The following is a 20,667-nucleotide window of genomic DNA, read 5'->3' as shown; positions in this document are numbered from 1 at the left end:
CCGCGAAGTGCGCGCTGCTCTGCGGCGCGCCCAGTGCCGCCCAAAGGTTGTACGCCGGACAGATCAGACCCACCCGCAACACCGCCCCGGCGGAGGGTTGTTGTGCGGTCGCCCCACCGCGTGCCGCCCCACCGCGTGCCGCCGCACACACCACGCGTCCGCGCCTACTCCACCGCTTCCGTGGCCACAAGCCGAACCGGCTCGTCAGAACGGCAGATCGTCAGCGGCCACGGCATCCCGTACGCCGTCCTTGGCCAGGGCATGCCCCGGGCCCTCGAACGTGCGGGAGAACAGCGGCTCTTGTCAGACACGGCTGGCCATCGCCGCCAGGTGGATCCCCCGCCGGATGATCTCGGCCTCGCGGGTGCGCAGACGTGACATACGGCGGACGGACTACGCGCCGCCACCCCCCGGAAGCGTGCGGGCGACCAGGGACTCGATCAGGGCGTGGTGGTCGTGTGTGGCGAGGAGGTCCGGGACCGTGAGGTCGTCGACGATCATGCCGAGCATGCCGAGGTAGAGCAGCAGCACCGTGGTGCGGTCGCCGGGCAGGCCGGAGTCGAGGTGCCAGCTGATGTTGTTCTCCAGCGTGGTGGCGAACGAGCGGGTCAGGTCCGTGCGCAGTTCCGGGCGACGGGTGGCCTCCAGTCGGAGTTCCAGCATGGCGAGGTGGCTGCTGCGGTCGGCGCGCATGCGCTCGAGGAGCTGTTCCAGCAGGGTGACGACCAGTTCGCGGCCGGCGGGCGCCCGCATGGTGGCGGCGAGGGCGTCCGGGTCGGGGGTGAGGCGCTCGTGGGTGCGGTCGGTGATCTGGCGGAGCAACTCGGCGCGGTTGGCGAAGTAGTTGGACGCCGTGCCGGTGGGGACGCCCGCCTCGGCGTCCACGGCGCGCAGGGTCAGGCCGCGTGAGCCTTCGCGGGCGAGGACTTCGATGGCGGCGTCGAGCAGTGCGGTGCGCCGGGCCGGGTTCTGCCGCATGGGTCTCTCCAGGAAAACGTCGTTGACACCACTGCAATTGCAGCACTATGTTCAAACCACTTCAACCAGAGTACATCGCGTGCCGTGCGCGCACACCACGAGAGGGGCACACATGCGAAAGCTCACCTACTGCGTCGGAAGCACCATCGACGGTTTCATCGCCGCACCGGACGGTGGCGACCCCACCGGCCCCGGCGGCTTCTGGCCCATCGCCGAGGACTACGTCGCGCATCTGTCCGCCACGTACCCGGAGATCCTTCCGGCCCCCGCGCGCGCGGCGCTCGGTGTCACCGCGGAGGGCACGCGTTTCGACACGGTTCTGGAGGGCCGCCGCAGCTACCAGGTCGGGCTGGACATGGGGGTCACCGACGCGTATCCGCATCTGCGGCACCTGGTGTTCTCACGGACGCTGGCCGAGAGCCCCGACCCGGCGGTGGAGCTGGTCGGCGGCGATCCCGTGGCGCGGGTACGGGAGTTGAAGGAGGAGGACGGCAAGGGGATCTGGCTGCTGGGCGGCGGCGGGCTGGCCGCCTCGCTGTACGGGGAGATCGACGAGCTGATCGTCAAGCTGGCGCCGGTCACCGTCGGTTCCGGGACGCCGCTGTTCGGGGCGTCGGCAGCGTTCGAGCCGGCGGCGTACGCGCTGGCCGAGTGCGTGCCCATGGAGACCGGCGGGGTGTTCCTCACGTACACCAGGAAGCGGGGGAGTTGAGCAACGGACGGTCGACGGTCGCAGTCGCAGGGCCGCGGGCGCCTCCGCACGCCCGCGCTCCCGCTTCTGCGACCGGGCGCCCCCGCGTGCTCCGGCGGGTGGTGAAGCGCGTATGGACCAGGGGCAAAAGCGGGCTTAACGTGCACCAGGTCACCGGTCACTGCCCACCCGCCACTGCTCACCCGCACACCGTGCGAGTCGGGGGATGTCATGCCAATGGTCCGTGAAGCGCCCGACATCCTCTCCCCGGAGTTCGCCGCCGATCCGTACCCCTCGTACGCCGCGCTGCGGGAGTCGTTCCCGCTGCTCTGGCACGAGGCGACGGGCAGCTACCTCATCTCCCGCTACGCGGATGTCCAACGCGCCTTCCGCGACGAGGTGTTCACCACCCGGAACTACGAGTGGCAGCTGGAGCCCGTGCACGGGCGCACCCTGGTGCAGATGAGCGGCCGGGAGCACGCCGTACGGAGGGCGCTGGTGGCGCCCGCGTTCCGGGGGCGGATGCTGGAGGAGAAGTTCCTCCCGGTGATCGAGGAGAACGCGCGCGAGCTGATCGCGCCGATCACCGCGGCCCGTACGGGCACGGCCGAACTGGTGCAGGACTTCGCCACGCACTTCCCGATCAACGTGATCGTGGACATGCTCGGCCTGGACAAGGCCGAGCACCCCCGGTTCCACGCCTGGTACACGGCGATCGTCGCCTACTTCGGCAACCTCGCCCAGGACCCCGAGGTCACCGCGGCCGGCCACCGTACGAGGGACGAGCTCGCGGCGTACATGATCCCCGTCATCCAGGACCGCCGCCGGCACCCCGGCGACGACCTGCTCTCCGTCCTCTGCACCGCCGAGATCGACGGGACGCGGATGAGCGACGAGGACATCAAGGCGTTCATCAGCATCCTGTTCGCGGCCGGCGGCGAGACCACGGACAAGGCGATCTCGGGCCTCGTCGGGAACCTGCTGGCGCACCCGGAGCAGCTGGCGGCCGTACGGGCGGACCGCGGGCTGATCGCGCAGGCGCTGGCCGAGACGCTGCGCTTCACGCCGCCGGTCCAGATGATCATGCGGGAGACCGCCGAGGACGTCGAGCTGTCCGGCGGCGTGATCCCGGCGGGCTCGACCGTCAACTGCCTGATCGGGGCGGCCAACCGGGACGTCGACCGCTTCGCGGACCCGGACCGGTTCGACATCTTCCGTACGGATCTGCCGACCCGTTCGGCGTTCACCGCGGCGGCCGACCACCTGGCGTTCGCGCTGGGGCGGCACTTCTGCGTGGGCGCGCTGCTGGCCAAGACGGAGGTCGAGGTCGGGGTCAACCAGCTGCTGGACGCCATGCCGGGGCTGGCCCTGCGGGAGGACTGCGTGCTGGCGCAGGAGGGCGTGTTCACGCGCGGGCTGACGTCGCTGCCGGTGCGCTTCACGCCTGCGGCGGGCTAGCAGGGCGGCCGGGCAGGACAGCCGTGCCGGGCCGGACCTGAGCCGCTGTCAGGCCTACCCCCGCATGGGCCGTTTCGGTGGACTCCTGTGCCCGTATCCGCTCCCGCGGAGAGTCGGCGATCCCGATGTTGTACATCGAGATCATCTACATCTCCGCAGCAGGAACGGGATCTCTCATGCGAAGAACCCCCCAGTCCGCCCGGCCCGCACAGCCACCGCCCGGTAAGCCCGTACGGCGCCTCGCCGCCGCGCTCGGCGCGACCCTCTCCATCGTCATCACCGTCACCGCGACGTCGGCCTCCAGCAGCCCGCCCGCGACAGCCGCCCCGCGGCCGCTGCCCGTGCAGCTGCTCGCCCTCAACGACCTGCACGGCAACCTCGACCCGGTGAGCGGCGCGGCCGGCGCGCTCGCCAAGCAGAACGGCGACGGGCAGGTCAGCAGCGTCCAGGCGGGCGGTGTGCCGCAGCTGGCGACGCTGCTGGACCGGGCGCGCGAGGGTCAGAGCGACAGCGTGACCGTCGGCGTGGGCGACATGATCGGCGGCAGCCCGCTGCTCTCCGCCGCGTTCCACGACGAGCCGACCGTCGACGCGCTGGAGACGCTGGGCCTGGATGTGTCCTCCGTCGGAAACCACGAGTTCGACGAGGGCAGCGGCGAACTGCTCCGCATGACCGACGGCGGCTGCCACCCCAAGGAGGGCTGCGCGGATCCCGACCAGCCGTACGACGGCGCCGACTTCCCGTACCTCGCCGCGAACGTCACCCGCGAGGGCGGCAAGGAGCCGATCCTCCCGCCGTACTGGATCAAGCGCCTGCCGAACGGCGAGCGCGTCGGCTTCATCGGGCTGACGACCCAGCACACCCCGTCGGCGGTGAGCGCCGCGGGCGTACGCGGGCTGGAGTTCGCGGACGAGCGGCGGACCATCGACCGGTACGCCGAGGAGCTGGACGGCAAGGGCGTCAAGGCCATCGTGGCGATGGTGCACGAGGGCGGTACGCGGGCCGGGAAGGCGTACGACGCCGACTGCGACGCGGCCGGCCCGGCCTCCGCGCTCAGCGGGCCGATCAAGCAGATCGGGCAGCGCGTCTCGCCGAAGGTGGACGTGATCCTCAGCGGCCACTCGCACGAGCCGTACACCTGCACCGTGGACGACCCGGCGGGCAACCCGCGGCCGGTCACGCAGGCGGCGTCGTTCGGGCGCGCGTTCACGGACCTGCGGTTCGTGCTCGACCCGGAGACGCGGGACGTCGTACGGTCCTCGGTCACCGCGCGGAACCACCTGGTGCCGACGGCCACGCCCCGGCAGCAGGCCGTCAACGAGGTCGTCGAGCGCTGGCGGGCGCGTTCCGCGGAGCTGTCGGACGAGGCGGTCGGGCACATCGAGGCCGATCTGCCCGGACGCGGTTCGAAGGAGCCCGAGACCCCGCTCGGCGACCTGATCACCGACACACAGGTGGAGGCCACGAACGGGGCCGGCGCCCAGCTCGCGTTCCTCAATACCGGCGGCATGCGCGCCGACCTGACGTACAAGGCGCAGGGCAAGGAGGGCGACGGCGTGGTGACGTACGGCGAGGCCTTCCAGGTCCAGCCGTTCGACAACCTGCTGGTCACGATGACCCTCACCGGCGACCAGCTGGTGCAGGTGCTGCGCGAGCAGTTCTCCGGGGAGAACGCGGCTGAGCCGATCTTCCTGCAGCTGTCGTCCGCGCTGCGCTACTCCGCCGACATGTCGCGGCAGGGCGCGGAGCGGCTGCTGGAGGACACGGTGCGGGTCAACGGGAAGCCGGTGACGGCGACGGAGCGCTACCGCGTCACCGTGAACTCGTTCCTCGCGGACGGCGGCAACGGCTTCGCGACATTCAAGAAGGGCACCGACCGGGAGACCGGGACGACGGACCTGTCGGCGTTCACGGAGTACCTCCGCAAGCACACGTCGAAGGACAACCCGCTGGCAGCGCCGAAGGCGGAGCGCATCACGTTCCGCTGAACCGGCACTCCGGCCGGACCTCCGGCCGACGCCCGGCACACGGCCCCGGCCCGTACGCAGCACGTACGGTCCGGGGCCGCCGTATGCCGGGAGGCCGTGTCAGGGCGCCGCGGCTACTTCCGCTCCTCGTACACCACCCACACCTGGCCGCGGTCGAACGGCATGCGCTCGCCGTTCGGCAGCGTGTACGTGGTGTCGCCCTCGGCGCTGGTGCGCTCCCACGTCGTCTTGTACGCCTTGCCGTCGCGCAGGACGGTGGCCACGCCCTTGTCGACGGTCTCGATGTACGGGGTGGTGTTCGTGGGGTCCTGGAAGTCGGACGGCGGCATGTCCGCCTCCTGCACCACGATCGTCTTGCCGCCGAGCTGCTCGCCGTCAGTGCTCATGGCCGGTTCGCCGTCGAACGAGGCGAGCCAGCGGTCCTCCTCCTTCGACCAGTTGAACGTGGTCTCGGCCGCCGGGTACTTCACGGTGCGCTCCTCCATCGGCTCGCCGCCCTCCGGCGCCTCGTCGCCGAAGCGGAAGCCGATGTCGCTGCTCTTGCTGGCCTCGGGGGCGCCCGCGAGGATCTTGTCGGGGTGCACGAAGAGGTTGTGCGGGGCCTCGCGGCTCTCGTCGCGGAAGTACGCCTCGGGGAAGTTGTCGTTGGAGAGACCGTAGATCGGCGACTTCTGGATGAGGTCGTCGACGCCCTTCTGCGCGCCCGAGTACGCGAGGGCGGGGCGGTCGAACATGCGCAGCTGCTCCACGTTGTACTCGCGTGCGCTGCGCACCGGGCCTATCTGCTCGGGCTGCTGGCTCGCGTACACGCCTATGAGCCGGCTGAGGCCGCCCTCGACCTTCTCGACGAAGACGATGTCGGCCTCTTCCAGCGCGGTGTGCGGGCGGGCGGCCTTGACGTTGTCGACCTTCACCGCCATTACGGGCGCCGGCTCGGCGGGCAGCCCGGTGAACGGCGACGTGTCCTCCTTCGCGCGCGGCGCGTCCTCGGCCTGCGCGGTGGACTGCACCGCGGTGACGGCCACCAGCGGTGCCAGCACGGCAAGTGCGGTCAGCAGCCGCTTCGTTCGGCGGCCGGCCCGCGGGGCGGGCGAGTTGGAGCTGCGATTCATGGAGCGTCCTTCGTGTGTGGGGGGATGTGGCGCGCAGTTACCTCATCCCCACCGGACGGAATCGTCAACACCCCGCGGAAATCTGTGCGTACGTCTCGACGCACTCCTCGCCTTTCGTTTACGCGCGGAACCACCCGCGTCCGGCGTTCGAGAACGGTCCTCCGCCACATCAAGCCCGTCCGGCGATTGAGGACGGCCCTCGGCCACGACGCACGCGCGGCCGCCCACGGCTCAGGAGGCCCGATGCGCCTCTGCCCGGCGGCCCCCACCGTCCGTCCTCAAACGCCGGACGGGCCGGGTTGTGGGACCGCGCCGCCGTCGCAGAACGCCGGACGGGCTGGGTTGTGGGGCCGCGCCGCCGTCGCTACCGCTTGCGGGCCAGGCCGCCGTAGAGCGCCACGTCGTCCGGGCTGGCGAACGGATCCTCGGCCTCCGGGCGCCACTGCGGGCACGGCACGACGCCGGGCTCGACCAGCTCCAGGCCCTCGAAGAAGCGGGCGATCTCCTCGGGGCTGCGCAGCCGGTACGGCACGGCGCCGCTCGCGTTGTAGCCCTCTATCGCCGCCAGATACGCCGGGTCGGTGTCGGCGCCGTCCCGGACCGACAGGTAGCTGCCCGCGGGCAGGCCGTCCATCAGGCGGCGGACGATCGACTGCGCCTCGGTCAGGTCGTCGACGTGGGCCAGGATGCCCATCAGGAACACGGCGACGGGCTGGTCGAAGTCGAGGATCCCGCGTGCCTCGCTCAGGATGCGCTCGGGGTCGCGCACGTCCGCTTCCAGATAGTGCGTACGGCCCTCGGGCGTGCTGGTCAGCAGGGCCTCGGCGTGGGCGAGGACCAGCGGGTCGTTGTCCACGTACACGACGCGGCAGCGGGGGTCGAGGCGCTGGGCGACCTCGTGGGTGTTGTCGACCGTGGGGAGGCCGGTGCCGACGTCGAGGAACTGCGTGACGCCGGCGTCCTGCACCAGATAGCGCACGACGCGCCCCAGAAAGTAGCGGCCGACCCGGGCGAGATCCACGATCGCGGGGAAGATCTCGCGGACCCGCTCACCGGCTTCCTCGTCCACCGGGAAGTGGTCCTTGCCGCCCAGCCAGTACGTGAAGATGCGGGCGGAGTGCGGGACGCTGCTGTCGATCTTGGGCATCGGCTCCTCCGGACGTTCCGAATGACCAGTATGCCCCTGCTCGGGACCTTCGTGCTCCGGCCCCCGCCCCGGCCCACCGCTGGCTCCCTGCTCAGGCTCCGGAGAGCCGGAGGAAGTGTCTGCCATGGAACCTCTCCCTGCCGGTGGTGCTGCTTCAGGACCAGCCCTGTTCCAGTATGCGGCGGAGCAGCTCGGGCGTACGGGCCGGAGGCTCGGCGGTCGTGACGAGGCGGTCGATGACCTGGCGGTACCGCTTGATGTCCTCGGGGTCCTCCGGATAGTGCGCGCCGATCAGCTGCTCGAGATAGACCACGTCGGGCAGCCCCGGCTGCGGCACCCGGAGCAGGCTGACGGGGCCGCCGCCCGCCGCGTGCGCGCCGGCGCGGAACGGCAGCACCTGGATGGTCACGTGCGGCAGCTCGCAGACGGCGATGAGGTGCTCCAGCTGCTCGCGCATCACGCGCGGGCCGCCGACGGGGCGGCACAGCACGGCTTCGTCGACGACCGCCCACAGGTGCGGCGGCTTGGACCGGCGGAGGATCCGCTGGCGGCGCATGCGCAGGTCGACGCGGCGCTGGAGGCGCCCCTCGGGCTCGTTGTCGTGGCCCAGCGCGATCACGGCGCGTGCGTAGTCCCGGGTCTGCAGGAGGCCGGGCACGAACTGCACCTCGTAGCTCCGGATGACCCCGGCGGCCTGCTCCAGGCCGAGGTAGGTGCGCAGCCAGCGGGGCACCACGTCGGCGTACGGGTGCCACCAGCCGGGCGCGTTCGTGTGCTCGACGAGCGCGAGCATGGTGGCCCGCTCGTCGGCCTCGCGGACGCCGTAGACGGTCAGCAGGTCCGCCACGTCGCGGGACCGGAAGCCGGTGCGGCCGAGCTCCATCAGGGTCAGCTGGGTGTGCTGGAGCCGGATGGCTTCCGCGGCTTCCGCGCGCGTGATGTACTGCGCCTCCCGGAGCCGCCGCAGCCGCTCGCCCAGCAGCAGCCGGGCCACCGCGTGGCCCTCCGCCTGTCCCGTGGACAGCGCGTCGGTGGGCATGGCGACGGACACGTCGTCGGTGAGCCGTGTGATCCGCATCTTCCCGTTCTCCGTCTGGCCGCCTCGGGGCCGGTCCACGCTACGCCCTGCGCCCGGCAGTTGCAGTACCACGGCACGGGTTAGTTCGCCTTTTGACTTTAACGTTCCCGCTGGACACTCGTGCGAACCACCCGACTCCCGGGCCCGGACAGGCAGTTGGCTCCTCCCGGACCACCGGCCCCGGCGCGACCGGAACTGCACGGATCTGTCCGGATCACCCACCGAGGCGACCGGCAACTGCCCTATGGTGTTCACCGGTTGAGCAGAAATCCCGTGTACCACGTCGCCCCTCCCTGACCACGAGGACCACAGCGCCGTACGGGAGCGGGCCGCGCGGCCGCCGCCCCGCCGGTGGCGTACGCACCGGCCCCATGACCGAGTTCCTGCTCACGCTACCCGTCCAACGGGAGGACGCATCGTGACGACGCAACCCGAAGCCGCCGGCGCGAGCCCGGCACCGCCGGCCGGTTGCCCGGCGCACGCCACGGGGGACGCGGTGCCGCTGAGCGGCCCCCGGTTCCACACGGATCCCGCGCAGCTGTACCGGGAGATGAGGCGCGACCACGGCCCGGTGGTGCCGGTGACGCTGCCGGGCGACGTACCCGCCTGGCTGGTGATCGGATACCGCGAGATGTACCAGGTCACCGCCGACCCGGTGCTCTTCCCGCGGGACTCCGGGCTGTGGAACCAGTGGGAGAAGCTGCCCCCGGACTGGCCGCTGCTGCCGATGATCGGGCAGCGGCAGCCGTCCGTGTACTACACCGTCGGCGCCGAGCACCAGCGGCATCTGACCATGCTGCAGAGCGCGCTGGACGGCGTGAGCCACCTCGAACTGGCCAAGCACGCCGAGGAGCTGGCCGACCAGCTCATCGACGGCTTCTGCCACAAGGGCGAGACGGACATCATCGCCGAGTACGCCAAGCCGCTGCCGGTCCTGGTGCTCGCCCGGATCGTCGGGCTGCCGGACGCCGACGGGCCGCCCCTCATCGACGCGATGACTGCGCTCGCGGACGGCGGCGCGGACGCGCTGGAGGGCTTCCGCTACTTCTCCGAACGGCTGCGGCGCCTCGTCGCCGAGAAGCACGCCGCCCCCGGCGCCGACGTCGCGTCCCGGATGCTGGCGCACCCGGAGCCGTTCACCGACGAGGAGTACGCGCTCGACCTGCAGGCCCTCACCGCCGCCGGCCATCTGCCGACCGCCGACTGGATCGGCAACTCCGTACGGCTGATGCTCACCGACGAGCGGTTCGCCGCCTCCCTCGGCGGCGGCAGGCACAGCATCCCGCAGGCCATGAACGAGGTGCTGTGGGAGGACACCCCCACCCAGATCCTGGCCGGGCGCTGGGCCGCACGCGACACCACGCTGGCCGACTGCCGGATACGGGCCGGCGACATGCTGCTGCTGGGCCTGGCCGGCGCCAACATGGACCCGCAGGTGCATGTCGCGGACGGCGCCGCGGACGGCTTCCGCAACGGCAACAACGCCCACTTCTCGTTCAGCCACGGCGAGTTCCAGTGCCCGTTCCAGGCGCAGGAGATCGCGGAGGTCATCGCGCGGAGCGGCATCGAGGTGCTGCTCGACCGGCTGCCGGACCTCGATCTCGCCGTACCCGCTCAGACGCTCGCCCGGCGGCCGTCCCCGTTCCTGCGGGGGATGGCGGTGCTGCCGGTCCAGTTCTCGCCCGCTCCCCCCGTTGGAGGCAGACCATGAGCAGCCCTGACTCGCCGCATACCGCGCCCCCGGAGAGCGCCGCCGCGGGGTGCCCGATGGCGATCGACCCGCTCGTACGGGACCTGGCCGGGGAGACGCGGCGGCTGCGCGAGGCCGGGCCGCTCACCCGGATCGAGCTGCTCGGCGTGCCCGCCTGGACGATCACCCGGCACGCGGAGGCGCGCCGGCTGCTCACGGACACGCGGCTGGTGAAGGACATCAACCAGTGGACGCTGTGGCAGTCCGGGGAGGTGACCCGGGAGTGGCCGCTGATCGGCATGATCGACGCGGGCCGCTCCATGTTCACCGTGGACGGCGCCGAGCACCGTCGGCTGCGTACGAAGACCGCGCAGGCCATCACCCCGCGGCGGCTGGAGCAACTCCGGCCGGTCATCGGGCAGATCACCCGCGGGCTGCTGGACGACCTGGCGGAGCAGGGCGCGGACGGCGAGCCGGTGGACCTGAAGTCCGTGTTCGCGCTGCCCCTCCCGATGCGGGTGATCAGCGTGCTGATGGGCGTCGACCCGAAGCTGCACCCGCGGCTGCACGAGCTGTACAAGGCGTTCTTCTCGATGCTCACGCCGCAGGAAGAGCGGCTGGCGGTGATGGACGAACTGGACGTCATCTTCACCGACATGGTGCGCGCCCGTACCGCGGTGCCCGCCGACGACCTGACGAGCGCGCTGATCCTCGCGGACGAGGGCGGCGAGCCGCTCACGGAGGACGAGGTCGTCGGCAACCTCAAGGCGATGGTGGCGGCCGGGCACGAGACCACGATCGGCCTCATCCTGAACGCCGTTCGTGCCCTGCTCACCCACCCCGAACAGCTGCGGCTGGTGCTGGACGGGGAGGTGGGCTGGGAGACGGTGATCGAGGAGACGCTGCGCTGGGACACCCCGACGACGCACCTGCTGATGCGCTTCGCCACGGAGGACATCGAGGTGGGCGACCCCGCCGACGGCGGCGGTGTCATCTCCGAGGGAGAGGGAGTGGTGATCTCGTACCGCGCCGTGGGCTGGGACGAGACACAGCACGGGCCGGACGCCGACCGGTTCGACATCAGGCGGCCGACGCCGATCCGGCACATCACGTTCGGACACGGCCCGCACATCTGCCCCGGCGCGGCGCTGTCCCGGCTGGAGGCGGCGATCGCGCTGCCCGCGCTGTTCGACCGCTTCCCGGGGCTGCGGCTGGCGGTGCCGCCGGAGGAGATCGTCAATCTGCCGGTGCTCACGCAGAACGATCTGCGGTCCTTCCCCGTACTGCTGGCAGGACGCTGACGCGGTAGCCGGCTGTTTCCGGCGGGGCGTCCCGCTCCGCCGGAAACAGCCGCTCGTCGATCTGCTGGTCCAACTCGTCCTTGAGGCGCTGGTTGGGGCGGGGGGAACGGTCCCGCCGGAGCTGGTGCGCGGGGATGGGAACCATGGCGTCGTCCTCCAGGGAGCGGAGTGCGTACGGTTCTGCCTGGGTTCCGATAGTAGCACGATCGACCGTTTAGTTTTCTACGGAATGGCGGCCCCGGACCCATGAATATATGCGAACGATCGTGCTACTATCCCGTGCCATGCAGCTGACCCCGCTCCTCGTCCGCACCGCCGTCAACGCCGCCTCCTTCGTCTCCGCACCGCTCGCCGGCCGCGCCGCGTACGCGTTCTTCCGGCTCCCGCTGCGCCGCAGCAAGCTGCGCGACCAGGAGCGCGAACTGCTCGCGGGCGCGCGCCGCGGCGAACTGACCGTGCGCGGCAAGCGCGTCGTGACGTACCACTGGGGCAGCGGCGAGCGCCCCGTCCTCTTCGTGCACGGCTGGCGCTCCCGCGGCTCACGCGGCGCGGCGCTCATCGCCGGGCTGCTGGAACGGGGTTACAGCCCCGTCGCGTTCGACGCGCCCGCGCACGGCGACTCGGCCGGGCGGCGTACGACGGTCGCCGAGTTCGGCGAGGCCGTGCGCGCGCTGCAGCGGGAGTACGGCGCGGAGGGTGGCGGTTTCGAGGCCGTCGTCGCGCACTCCGCCGGCGCGCTCGCGGCCTTCTGCGCGCTGCGCGAGGGCGGGTTGCGGGCGGAGCGCGCCGTGCTGATCGGCGCTGTCGTCGACTTCGCGTACATCACCGACGGCTTCTGCGCGGCCCTCGGCCTGCGCGCCCCCGTACGGGAGGCGCTGCGGCGCCGCGTCCAGCGGGAGCTCTACCCTGCCGAGCCGGACCGGGACGTGTGGGAGCGCCTGTCGGTCACCGCGCGGCCCGGCGACGTACGGACGCCGCTCCTCGTGGTGCACGACGAGGACGACGACACGGTCGAGGCGGCCCAGTCCCTGCGGATCACCGCGGCGTACGGCGACCAGGCGCGGCTGCTCCGTACGAGCGGGCTCGGCCACCGCCGGATACTCGCGGACGGCGAAGTGGTGGACACCGTACTGGACTTCGTGGACGGAGCCCGTACGGCCCCGGAGGCCGCCGGGGCGCGCTGACCGCGCCCCGGCTCAGCCCGTCTCAGACCTTCGCGGTGGACAGCTCCGGCAGCAGCTCCGGGTCTGTCGCGGCGGCGTGCAGCCGCGCGTGGACGGCCTTGGCGGCCCTGCGGTAGCAGCTGAAGTCGTCGAGCAGCACGGACTCGGAGTTGGCCGCCTCGAGGAACGAGTGGATCTCGAAGGCGAGTTGCGGCACATCGGTGTCCGCCCGCAGCTCGCCCGCCGTACGCGCCTCCTCGATGGTCTGCCCGACGTACGCGAGCCAGTCGGCGCGAGCGTCCGCCAGCGCGTCGTGCACCTTGCCGCTGCGCGCGCCGAACTCGGCGGAGGCGGAGTAGAAGAAGCAGCCGCCGGGGAAGACCCGCCCCTCGGAGTAGGCGAGCCAGCCGGTGCACAGGTGCCAGACGCGGGCGATGCCCGCCGGGAGCTCCTCCATCGGCCGCAGCACGTGCTCGACGTAGATCTTGACCGCCGCGCGTACGGTGGCGAGTTGCAGCTCCTCCTTGGAGCCGAACAGCGCGAACACGCCGCTCTTGCTCAGCTCCAGCTCACTGGCCAGCCGGCCGAGCGACAGCCCCTCCAGGCCCTCCACGGAGGCGATCTCCACCGTGCGGGCGAGGATCAGCCGCCGGGTCTGGTTGCCTCGTACGACTCGCCCGTCCGTACGTGCCGGGCCGGACGTACGCGTGCGTGCCATGCGCCACCTCTGCTCTCGTTGCGGCGCCCCCCGTTCCGCGTTGCTTCCGCATTGTACTAAGTGCACGACCATGCGGTCACCGACCGTGCACGGCCTATCGGGGCGGCCTATCGGGGCGTCCCGCGGCCGGGCACGTACTTGTAGCCGACCCTGCGGACGGTGACGATGCGGTCGCGGTGCGGCGTCCCGATCTTGCGCCGCAGCCGGGCGATGTGGACGTCCACGGTCCGCCCGTCGCCGACGTACGCGTGGCCCCACACCGCCTCCGTCAGCAGCTCGCGCGAGTGCACCCGGTGCGGGTGCGCGACGAGATGCGCCAGCAGCTCGAACTCGAGGTACGTGAGGTGGAGCTCCCGCCCGTCGACGGTGACGGTGCGGCAGTCGGTGCCGACGGTGATCCCCGTCCCGGTGGGCAGAAGCGTGAGAGGGGCGGCGTACTGCTGCACGGTGCTGCTCCTTCGTCGAGATAGGCGGTCCGGTCAGGGGGCACAGGGGCACAGGGGTCCGGCCGTCAGACGCCCGCCGCCAGCGGGGCCGCCGACGGCCGCGGCAGTCCGTAGTGGTCGCGGAGGGTGCGGCCCGTGTACTCGGTGCGGAACAGTCCGCGGCGCTGCAGGATCGGGACGACGTGGTCCACGAAGTCCTCCAGGCCGCCCGGGAGATGCGGCGGCATGATGTTGAAGCCGTCGGCCGCGCCCCGCGTGAACCACTCCTCCAGCTCGTCCGCGACCTGCTCCGGCGTACCGGCGAACACGCGGTGCCCGCGCCCGCCGCCGAGCCGCGCGATGAGCTGCCGCAGGGTGAGGCCGTCGCGCCGGGCGAGCTCGCGTACGAGGGTGAAGCGGCTCTTGTTCCCGTTGATGTCCTTCTCGTCGGGCAGTTCGGGGAGCGGCCCGTCCAGCGGCAGCCCGGACACGTCGACGCCGAGCATCCCGGACAGCTGCCGCAGCCCGTACTCCGGCACCTGGAGCGCCGTCAGCTCCTCCTCCAGCGCGCGGGCCTCCCGTTCGGTGCCGCCGAGCACCGGGCAGATGCCGGGCAGGACGCGTACGTCCCCGGGCGCGCGACCGTACGCCGCCAGCCGCGAGGTGAGGTCCGCGTGGAACGCCTGCCCGTCGGCGAGCGTCTGCTGCGCGGTGAACACGGCCTCCGCGTGCCGGGCCGCGAACTCCCGCCCGTCCTCCGACGATCCGGCCTGTACCAGCAGCGGGCGGCCCTGCGGGGAGCGCTGCACGTTGAGCGGCCCCGCGACGCGGAAGTGCTCGCCCTGGTGCTCGATGGCGCGCACCTTGCCGCCGTCGGCGTAGACGCCCCGTTCGCGGTCGAGGACCACGGCGTCGTCCTGCCAGCTGTCCCACAGCTTGACGGCGACCTCCAGGAACTCGTGCGCACGCGCGTACCGGCGGTGGTGCGCGACGTGTTCGTCGAGGCCGAAGTTGCGTGCCTCGTCGATGTTTCCGGACGTCACGATGTTCCAGCCGGCCCTGCCGCGGCTGAGGTGGTCGAGCGAGGCGAACTCGCGGGCCACGTGGTACGGCTCGTTGAACGTGGTGGAGACGGTTGCGATCAGCCCGATGTGCTCGGTGGTCGCGGCCAGCGCGGAGAGCAGCGTGACGGGCTCGAAGCCGCCGAGCGCGTTGTGCCGGGCGTTGCCCGGGAGGGTCAGCCCGTCGGCGAGGAACAGGGAGTCGAGGCGGCCGCGTTCGGCGATCCGGGCGAGCTCCTGGAAGTGCGCGAGGTCGGTGATCCGCTCGGGGCGGGTACGGGGGTGGCGCCAGGCCGCGTCGTGGTGGCCGACGCCCATGAGGAAGGCGTTGAGATGGAACGTGCGGCGGGCGCCGCCGCGGGTGACGGTCCTGTCGGTGGTCATGTCGGGCCTCAGTTTCCGGTCGCCGGGCGCCAGGCGGTGAGCCGGCGTTCGACGGTCAGCAGCAGTTGGTTGAAGGTCACGCCGATCGCCGAGACGGTGACGATCGCGGCGTACATCTGCGGGATGGCGAAGTTGAACTGCGAGGAGTTGACGAGATAGCCGAGACCGGCCTTCGCGCCGACCATCTCGGCCGCGATCAGCACGAGGATGGCGACGCCGCCGGACAGCCGGATGCCGGTGAACACCGTCGGCAGCGACGCGGGCAGGATCACCTTCCGGAACAGCTGCGGCGTCGGCAGGTCCATGGAGCGGGCGAGGCGCAGCAGCGTCGGGTCGACCGTACGGACGGCGCTGATCGTGTTCAGCAGGATCGGCCAGGCGCACGCGTACAGCACGATCGAGATCTTCGACGTCTCGCCGATGCCCAGCAGCAGCACGAACACCGGCAGCAGGGCGAGCGCCGCCGTGTTCCGGAACACCTCCAGCACCGGCGTGAGCGCGTCGGCCACCCACCGGTACCAGCCGATCAGCAGCCCCAGCGGCACCGCGATCAGCACGGCCAGGCCGAAGCCCGCACCCGAACGGGCCAGGCTGGCCCGCGCGTCGGACGCGAGCTGCCCGCTCTCCAGCAGGTCCCACCAGGCGGCGGCGACCTCGTGCAGCGGCGGCAGGAACGTACGGTCCACCAGCCCGGCGCGCGGCGCCACCTCCCACAGCGCGAGCAGCAGGAGCACCGCGCCCGTACGGGTCAGCAGCGCCAGCAGGAACCGCCCGGCGCCGCGCGCGAGCCGCGCCAGCGGGCCGCGTACGCCGCCCGCTCCGGCGTGCGCGAGCACGGCGCGCACCGTCAGGGCCTTCGTCTGCGTGGTGACGCTCATGGCGCGATCTCCTCCTTCTCCTGCTCCTGCGCGCGGGTGACCTCGTCGCGCAGCAGGTCCCAGATGCGGTGCCGGTACGCGGCGAACTCGGGGCTGGACCGCAGGTCCTGCACGCTCGTACGGGCCTCCAGACCGATCCGTACGACTTCCTTCACGCGTCCGGGGCGCGAGGTCAGCACGGCGACGCGCTGCCCGAGGTACACGGCCTCGTCGATGCCGTGGGTGATGAACACGACGGTCTTGCCGGTCCGCTCCCAGATCCGCAACAGCTCGTCCTGGAGCGACTCCCGGGTCTGCGCGTCGAGCGCGGCGAACGGCTCGTCCATCAGCAGCACGTCAGGGTCGTACGCCAGGCTGCGGGCGATGGCGACGCGCTGCTTCATCCCGCCGGACAGCTCCTGCGGATGCCGGTCCGCGAAGCCGGCCAGCCCGACGAGGTCGAGGAACTCCCGGGCGCGCGCCGCCCGTTCGCGCCGGGGCACGCCGGTGGCCTCGAGGCCGAACGCGACGTTGCCGAGTGCCGTACGCCACGGCAGCAGCGCGTACTGCTGGAAGACGATGCCGCGGTCCAGGCCGGGCCCGGTCAGCGGCCGGCCGTCGAGCAGGATGCGCCCGGAGGTCGGTTCACCGAGGCCGCCGAGGAGGTCGAGCAGCGTCGACTTGCCGCAGCCGCTGGGGCCGACGATGACGGCGAACTCGCCCGGTGCGACGTCGAGGTCGACGGAGCCGAGGGCGGTGGACGGGGGGCGTTTGCCGCGTGCGGGGAAGGTCTTGCCGACGCCGCGGAGGCTGAGCTTGGGGTTGGTCTTCTCCGTGCCGGTCGTTTCCGTGGTGGTCGTTTCCGTCGTGGTGGCCGGGCTGGTCAACGGGCTCCCTTTCCTTTCCGTCCGCGCGCCGCGCGGTAGCCGTTGAACTCGTTGCTGTAGATGCCGGAGACCCGTACGGCGTCCCGTTCGATGTCGCCGCGGTCCGCGAGCCAGTCGGCCCAGAACGCCAGCTCCTTCTCGGCGATACGGCCGCCCGTGCCGGCCACTCCGTACGACCGCCAGTACCGCAGCGGCGCGGCGTCCTCGTTCCGCTTCCGGCGCTTGACGATCTCCGTCATGCGGGCGACGACCTCCTCGCGGGGCGTCGCACGCGACCACTCGACGGCCCTGGCCACGCCCGTCACGAAGGCGCGGGCGGTGTCGGGGTTGCGGTCGAGGAAGCGGTCGGCGATCACGTACGTGCCCGCGCTGAACGCGCCGAGGAGCGCGTAGTCGTTGAACAGCTCGCGCAGCCCGCCCCGTTCGCGCGCCTTGTCGCGCAGGACGCCGCTGAGCGCGGCGACGCCGATCTGGCCCTGCCGCAGGGACTGTTCGGCGTTCACCGGCGGGACGACGAGCGGCTGGACCTGCCCGGCCTCCTTGCCGGAGAGTCCCTTGCCGCGGAGGTAGACGTCGAGGACGGCTTCGGCGTGGCCGCCGAGGGTGTTCATGCCGACCTTCTCGCCCTTGAGGTCGCGGGCGGTGCGGAGAGGGCCGTCGGCGTCGGCGTAGAAGCCGTTGTACGACTCCTTGTCCGTGCCGTAGTAGCTGATGACGGCGGTGATCGGGGCGCCGCCTGCGGCGAGCTTGACGACGGCGCCGTTGAAGGCGCCGCCGACGTCGGTCTCGCCCGTGGCGGCGGTCTGGATGTCCTGCGGGCCGCTGATCGTGTTGCCGACCCACTCCAGCTTCACGCCCTCCAGATAGCCCAGGTCGGCGGCGAGTTCGGGCGGAGTGACCTGCCCGGCCCAGCCCTGGTAGCGGACGGTGTCGGTCTTCGCGCCGCCCCTGCCCGCGGCGCTGCCGCAGCCGGCGGCGCCGAGCGCGGCGGCACCGGTGAGAGCGGCGGCACCGGTGAGGGCGAGGAACGACCGCCTGCTCGCGGGGGCGTTACGGGCGGGCGCGTCACGGCTGTCACGCACGGGACACCACCGGTGCGGCCGGGAGGGATGCCACGAACTCCTCGACGCCCTCGAACAGCCTCAGCTCCGCCTCCGGCGCCAGCGCGACCTGCCCGTCCGGGCCGCGCTGGATCGAACTGTCCAGCAGGTAGCAGCCGTTGACGACGTGCCGTGCGCGGAGCGCGGACAGCACGGGCCGCAGGGCGTAGTCGATGGCGAGGACGTGCGCCAGGCTGCCGCCGGTGACCAGCGGCAGTACGGTCTTCCCCGCCAGCCCGGCCTGCGGCAGCAGGTCGAGGAAGCCCTTGAGCAGCCCCGTGTACGAGGCCTTGTACACGGGCGAGGCCACGATGAGGCCGTCGGCGGCGGCCACCCGGTCCAGCGCGGAGCGCAGTTCGGGCGCCTCGGCGCGGCCGGCCAGCAACTCGGCGGCGGGCAGATCGCGTACGGCGAGGTGGGCGGCGTCGAAGCCGCCGGCGGACAGCCGCTCCAGGGCGTGGCCCGCGACCAGCGCGGTGCGCGACAGAGGGGACGGACTTCCGGATACGGCGAGCAGGGAGGTCATACGGAGACTCCACGGTGTGAATGCGGAAAAGGGCAGGGGAGGGTGCGGGGCGGCGTTTCGGAATTCCCGCGGAAAGCGGCACGCGCGACGCGCACGGCGCACACGAAAAGGGGCCGTGGGAAATGCGTGACGGCACGCGGGACAAGAAAGCGGTGACGGTGGAACGGCACGGCCGCAGAGGGCCGTTACCGCCTTGCCGCAGCGGTCATGGAGCCGTACGCGGTGGACACCGGGGGCTCAACGAGAAGTGGCTGGGCGTGGCGCAGGGTTCAGCGGCCAGCGGCACAAATGGCGCTGGCGTGACGTCGCAGATCGACGTGCAGACGCGATACGAGAACCTCGGCTTGACTCACGGAAGTGAGCATGCCAGCAGTTCCGCGCGACCGTCAACGAATTGCGCCGGGCATCTCGCCATTCGGGAAAAGGGGCCCGTCCGGAGAATCCCGCGCGCCCCGACTCCCCCGGTACGGACCCGCGTTGTGCCCGTGTTTCTAGCCGGTGGGCTCCACGCTGGTGATCACGGCGAACGGGGCGCCGCCCGGGTCGGTGAACATGGCCATGCGCCCGACCCCCTCCATGTCCATCGCCGGGATCGTCACCTCCGCGCCCTGCGCCGTGGCCTCCGCGACGGTGGCGTCGCAGTCCCGCACCTCGAAGTACGGGTGCCAGTGCGAGGGCGTACCGACCGCCAGGTTCTCCTCCGGCAGCTGCAGGATCCCGCCGTGCGCCGCGGCCTGGCCGCCGCCGGACGGCGACACCACCGTGTACGTGACGTCGTCGCCCATCAGCGTGTCCTCGAAGTCCCAGCGGAACACGGAGGAGTAGAACAGCCGTGCCTCGGCGGCGTCGGAGGTGTAAAGCTCCGTCCAGCACAGCGTGTTGGGGTCGTTGACCGCGTCCAGGCCCCGGTTCTTCCCCGGCTGCCACACGGAGAAATCGGCACCCGTAGGGTCCGTGAATCCGGCCATGCGGCCGAGCGCGAAAACGTCGAACGGCGCGAACCGTACGGAGCCGCCCGCCTGTTCCACCGCGGTGGTGGTGGCGTCGGCGTCGTCCGTGTGGAAGTACAGGTCCCAGGAGGGCTCCACGGCGTCCTCGGTGAGCGGGCCGACGGCCGCGACGGTCTTCCCGTCGAGCTGGAACAGCCCGTAGCCGCCCGCCTCCGCGCCCTGGGACGCGAATTCCCAGCCGAACAGCCTGCTGTAGAAGCCGGCCGCCGCCTCGATGTCATGCGCTCCGAGGTCGAGCCAGATCGGGGCCCCCGGAACGAACCTGGTGGTGAGCATGGTGATGCTCCTCCGCTGAGGTGTGGAACCGTCGAGCACTTCTCAGCATGCCAGCGACGCCGGGCATCCGCCGCTCGGAGCCGGGCGGTGGCGGGCGGTGGCGGGCGGTGGCGGGGGCGCCCGGCGCGCGCGGGCGCGGCCCCGCGTACGGTCCGGAGCGCGGCACCGCGTACGGCCTGACGCGCGGGCGAAAAGCGGGCCGACAGCGGGCATCGAACGGGCGAATCCGGGTGACCCGTACCACCAAGTAGCCGGAAAGAGGTTGGTCAACGCCCCAGCGGGAATGACCGGTTGCGTATACGGGGAACCGTCACAGTGGCGGAGGGGGAGTGGACATCATGCGCGCGAGACCCCATGGGGTGCGGCGCACCGCACGCGTCGAGTACGCGTTGCCACGGCAGGACGTGTCGGCCAGCTGGGCCCGGCGGCTGACCGCCGGTTTCCTGGCCGGGTCCCGGACGCCGCCGGAGGCGGCACTGCGGACGGACGAGGCCACGCTGATCGTGTCCGAGCTGGTCACCAACGCCACACAGCACGGCCGGGCTCGCTGCCGGCTGCGGCTCAGCACGGCGGCGGGCAGCGTCACGATAGAGGTGTACGACGACGGCCCGGGGCGGCCGGCGGTCCGGTCGGCGAGCGCCGACTCGGAGGGGGGCCGGGGCATCGCGCTGGTGCGTCATCTCAGCCGGCGGCTGGACGTCACCGCGCACGCCACCGGAGGCAAGACCGTACGGGCGGTTCTCGCACCCGTCTGACGGCACGGCCACGGATCCTGCACAGAAGCGCCATCCTCGGGGGAACGGCACGGCGTACGCCG

The 20,667-nt window shown here is 71.9% G+C and carries 19 protein-coding genes and 1 pseudogene; 7 read left to right on the top strand and 13 right to left on the bottom strand.

Annotation, left to right across the window (positions count from 1 at the left end):
* Positions 1-393 precede the first annotated feature (393 nt).
* Positions 394-978, bottom strand: coding sequence for a TetR/AcrR family transcriptional regulator (locus DVA86_RS02895; protein ID WP_208875521.1), 585 nt, complete (start codon positions 976-978; stop codon positions 394-396).
* A gap of 112 nt (positions 979-1,090) precedes the next feature.
* On the opposite strand from DVA86_RS02895, the gene DVA86_RS02890 reads away from it, so the two are divergent.
* The 3 genes from DVA86_RS02890 (at position 1,091) to DVA86_RS02880 (ending at position 5,115) form a co-directional block, all read left to right on the top strand.
* Complete coding sequence (locus DVA86_RS02890) at positions 1,091-1,690, top strand: dihydrofolate reductase family protein (protein ID WP_208875519.1); 600 nt, start codon at positions 1,091-1,093, stop codon at positions 1,688-1,690.
* 216 nt (positions 1,691-1,906) lie between these two features.
* Positions 1,907-3,127, top strand: a complete 1,221-nt coding sequence (locus DVA86_RS02885; protein ID WP_425470750.1) for a cytochrome P450 — start codon at positions 1,907-1,909, stop codon at positions 3,125-3,127.
* A gap of 176 nt (positions 3,128-3,303) precedes the next feature.
* Positions 3,304-5,115, top strand: a complete 1,812-nt coding sequence (locus DVA86_RS02880; protein WP_208875515.1) for a bifunctional metallophosphatase/5'-nucleotidase — start codon at positions 3,304-3,306, stop codon at positions 5,113-5,115.
* Positions 5,116-5,228: 113 nt separating this feature from the next.
* Here DVA86_RS02880 and DVA86_RS02875 read toward each other — a convergent pair whose 3' ends face one another.
* From DVA86_RS02875 to DVA86_RS02865, 3 genes are all read right to left on the bottom strand, one after another.
* Positions 5,229-6,227 (bottom strand): DUF3048 domain-containing protein, encoded by a 999-nt coding sequence (locus DVA86_RS02875; RefSeq protein ID WP_208875514.1) that lies wholly within the window; start codon positions 6,225-6,227, stop codon positions 5,229-5,231.
* 364 nt (positions 6,228-6,591) lie between these two features.
* Positions 6,592-7,374: an SAM-dependent methyltransferase gene (locus tag DVA86_RS02870; RefSeq protein ID WP_208875512.1), complete on the bottom strand. Its 783-nt coding sequence runs from the start codon at positions 7,372-7,374 to the stop codon at positions 6,592-6,594.
* A 154-nt stretch (positions 7,375-7,528) separates the two neighbouring features.
* Positions 7,529-8,452 (bottom strand): DUF5753 domain-containing protein, encoded by a 924-nt coding sequence (locus DVA86_RS02865; protein WP_208875510.1) that lies wholly within the window; start codon positions 8,450-8,452, stop codon positions 7,529-7,531.
* Positions 8,453-8,870: 418 nt separating this feature from the next.
* Here DVA86_RS02865 and DVA86_RS02860 point away from each other — a divergent pair, with 418 nt between their 5' ends.
* From DVA86_RS02860 to DVA86_RS02850, 3 genes are all read left to right on the top strand, one after another.
* Positions 8,871-10,163: a cytochrome P450 family protein gene (locus DVA86_RS02860; protein WP_425470749.1), complete on the top strand. Its 1,293-nt coding sequence runs from the start codon at positions 8,871-8,873 to the stop codon at positions 10,161-10,163.
* The gene (locus DVA86_RS02855) at positions 10,160-11,443 is read left to right on the top strand and encodes a cytochrome P450 family protein (protein WP_208875508.1); all 1,284 of its coding nucleotides are present in this window, start codon (positions 10,160-10,162) and stop codon (positions 11,441-11,443) included. The genes DVA86_RS02860 and DVA86_RS02855 overlap by 4 nt, the downstream gene beginning before the upstream one ends.
* A gap of 284 nt (positions 11,444-11,727) precedes the next feature.
* The gene (locus DVA86_RS02850) at positions 11,728-12,627 is read left to right on the top strand and encodes an alpha/beta hydrolase (protein ID WP_208875506.1); all 900 of its coding nucleotides are present in this window, start codon (positions 11,728-11,730) and stop codon (positions 12,625-12,627) included.
* Positions 12,628-12,649: 22 nt separating this feature from the next.
* On the opposite strand, the gene DVA86_RS02845 is transcribed toward DVA86_RS02850, so the two are convergent.
* From DVA86_RS02845 to DVA86_RS02810, 9 genes and pseudogenes are all read right to left on the bottom strand, one after another.
* Positions 12,650-13,324 (bottom strand): TetR/AcrR family transcriptional regulator, encoded by a 675-nt coding sequence (locus DVA86_RS02845; RefSeq protein WP_208875504.1) that lies wholly within the window; start codon positions 13,322-13,324, stop codon positions 12,650-12,652.
* Positions 13,325-13,431: 107 nt separating this feature from the next.
* Positions 13,432-13,701: pseudogene (locus tag DVA86_RS02840) on the bottom strand (winged helix-turn-helix domain-containing protein); the annotation flags it as partial.
* Between the two features lie 134 nt (positions 13,702-13,835).
* The gene (locus DVA86_RS02835) at positions 13,836-15,194 is read right to left on the bottom strand and encodes an LLM class flavin-dependent oxidoreductase (RefSeq protein ID WP_208875501.1); all 1,359 of its coding nucleotides are present in this window, start codon (positions 15,192-15,194) and stop codon (positions 13,836-13,838) included.
* A gap of 8 nt (positions 15,195-15,202) precedes the next feature.
* Positions 15,203-16,072 (bottom strand): ABC transporter permease, encoded by an 870-nt coding sequence (locus tag DVA86_RS02830; protein WP_208875500.1) that lies wholly within the window; start codon positions 16,070-16,072, stop codon positions 15,203-15,205.
* Entirely contained in the window at positions 16,069-16,938 is an 870-nt protein-coding gene (locus DVA86_RS02825; RefSeq protein WP_208875498.1) for an ABC transporter ATP-binding protein, read from the bottom strand. The genes DVA86_RS02830 and DVA86_RS02825 overlap by 4 nt, the downstream gene beginning before the upstream one ends.
* Complete coding sequence (locus tag DVA86_RS02820; protein WP_208875491.1) at positions 16,935-18,020, bottom strand: ABC transporter substrate-binding protein; 1,086 nt, start codon at positions 18,018-18,020, stop codon at positions 16,935-16,937. The genes DVA86_RS02825 and DVA86_RS02820 overlap by 4 nt, the downstream gene beginning before the upstream one ends.
* A complete protein-coding gene (gene ssuE, locus DVA86_RS02815) occupies positions 18,013-18,564 on the bottom strand; it encodes an NADPH-dependent FMN reductase (RefSeq protein ID WP_208875488.1) in 552 nt (183 codons plus the stop codon). Before ssuE ends, DVA86_RS02820 begins: the two co-directional genes overlap by 8 nt.
* A 269-nt stretch (positions 18,565-18,833) precedes the next feature.
* The gene (locus DVA86_RS36245; RefSeq protein ID WP_425470747.1) at positions 18,834-18,929 is read right to left on the bottom strand and encodes a putative leader peptide; all 96 of its coding nucleotides are present in this window, start codon (positions 18,927-18,929) and stop codon (positions 18,834-18,836) included.
* A gap of 126 nt (positions 18,930-19,055) precedes the next feature.
* Positions 19,056-19,850 carry a VOC family protein gene (locus DVA86_RS02810; protein ID WP_208875486.1) on the bottom strand — a complete coding sequence of 265 codons (795 nt, stop codon included), beginning with the start codon at positions 19,848-19,850 and terminating at the stop codon, positions 19,056-19,058.
* A gap of 338 nt (positions 19,851-20,188) precedes the next feature.
* On the opposite strand from DVA86_RS02810, the gene DVA86_RS02805 reads away from it, so the two are divergent.
* On the top strand, positions 20,189-20,605 hold the full coding sequence (locus DVA86_RS02805; RefSeq protein WP_208875485.1) for an ATP-binding protein: 417 nt from the start codon (positions 20,189-20,191) through the stop codon (positions 20,603-20,605).
* The last annotated feature ends 62 nt before the right edge of the window (positions 20,606-20,667 follow it).

Source organism: Streptomyces armeniacus, assembly GCF_003355155.1.
Classification (GTDB): domain Bacteria; phylum Actinomycetota; class Actinomycetes; order Streptomycetales; family Streptomycetaceae; genus Streptomyces; species Streptomyces armeniacus.
The sequence above is the reverse complement of the archived record's forward strand: the minus strand, read 5'-3'. Positions and strand labels throughout refer to the sequence as shown.

Excerpts from the sequence above, each read along its gene's own strand:
- DVA86_RS02810 (WP_208875486.1), bottom strand. The coding sequence starts at position 19,850 with ATGCTCACCACCAGGTTCGTTCCGGGGGCCCCGATCTGGCTCGACCTC.
- DVA86_RS02855 (WP_208875508.1), top strand. The coding sequence starts at position 10,160 with ATGAGCAGCCCTGACTCGCCGCATACCGCGCCCCCGGAGAGCGCCGCC.
- DVA86_RS02870 (WP_208875512.1), bottom strand. The coding sequence starts at position 7,374 with ATGCCCAAGATCGACAGCAGCGTCCCGCACTCCGCCCGCATCTTCACG.
- DVA86_RS02805 (WP_208875485.1), top strand. The coding sequence starts at position 20,189 with ATGCGCGCGAGACCCCATGGGGTGCGGCGCACCGCACGCGTCGAGTAC.
- DVA86_RS02835 (WP_208875501.1), bottom strand. The coding sequence starts at position 15,194 with ATGACCACCGACAGGACCGTCACCCGCGGCGGCGCCCGCCGCACGTTC.
- DVA86_RS02865 (WP_208875510.1), bottom strand. The coding sequence starts at position 8,452 with ATGCGGATCACACGGCTCACCGACGACGTGTCCGTCGCCATGCCCACC.
- DVA86_RS02830 (WP_208875500.1), bottom strand. The coding sequence starts at position 16,072 with ATGAGCGTCACCACGCAGACGAAGGCCCTGACGGTGCGCGCCGTGCTC.
- DVA86_RS02880 (WP_208875515.1), top strand. The coding sequence starts at position 3,304 with ATGCGAAGAACCCCCCAGTCCGCCCGGCCCGCACAGCCACCGCCCGGT.
- DVA86_RS02845 (WP_208875504.1), bottom strand. The coding sequence starts at position 13,324 with ATGGCACGCACGCGTACGTCCGGCCCGGCACGTACGGACGGGCGAGTC.
- DVA86_RS36245 (WP_425470747.1), bottom strand. The coding sequence starts at position 18,929 with ATGCTCACTTCCGTGAGTCAAGCCGAGGTTCTCGTATCGCGTCTGCAC.
- DVA86_RS02850 (WP_208875506.1), top strand. The coding sequence starts at position 11,728 with ATGCAGCTGACCCCGCTCCTCGTCCGCACCGCCGTCAACGCCGCCTCC.
- DVA86_RS02895 (WP_208875521.1), bottom strand. The coding sequence starts at position 978 with ATGCGGCAGAACCCGGCCCGGCGCACCGCACTGCTCGACGCCGCCATC.
- DVA86_RS02875 (WP_208875514.1), bottom strand. The coding sequence starts at position 6,227 with ATGAATCGCAGCTCCAACTCGCCCGCCCCGCGGGCCGGCCGCCGAACG.
- DVA86_RS02885 (WP_425470750.1), top strand. The coding sequence starts at position 1,907 with ATGGTCCGTGAAGCGCCCGACATCCTCTCCCCGGAGTTCGCCGCCGAT.
- ssuE (WP_208875488.1), bottom strand. The coding sequence starts at position 18,564 with ATGACCTCCCTGCTCGCCGTATCCGGAAGTCCGTCCCCTCTGTCGCGC.
- DVA86_RS02890 (WP_208875519.1), top strand. The coding sequence starts at position 1,091 with ATGCGAAAGCTCACCTACTGCGTCGGAAGCACCATCGACGGTTTCATC.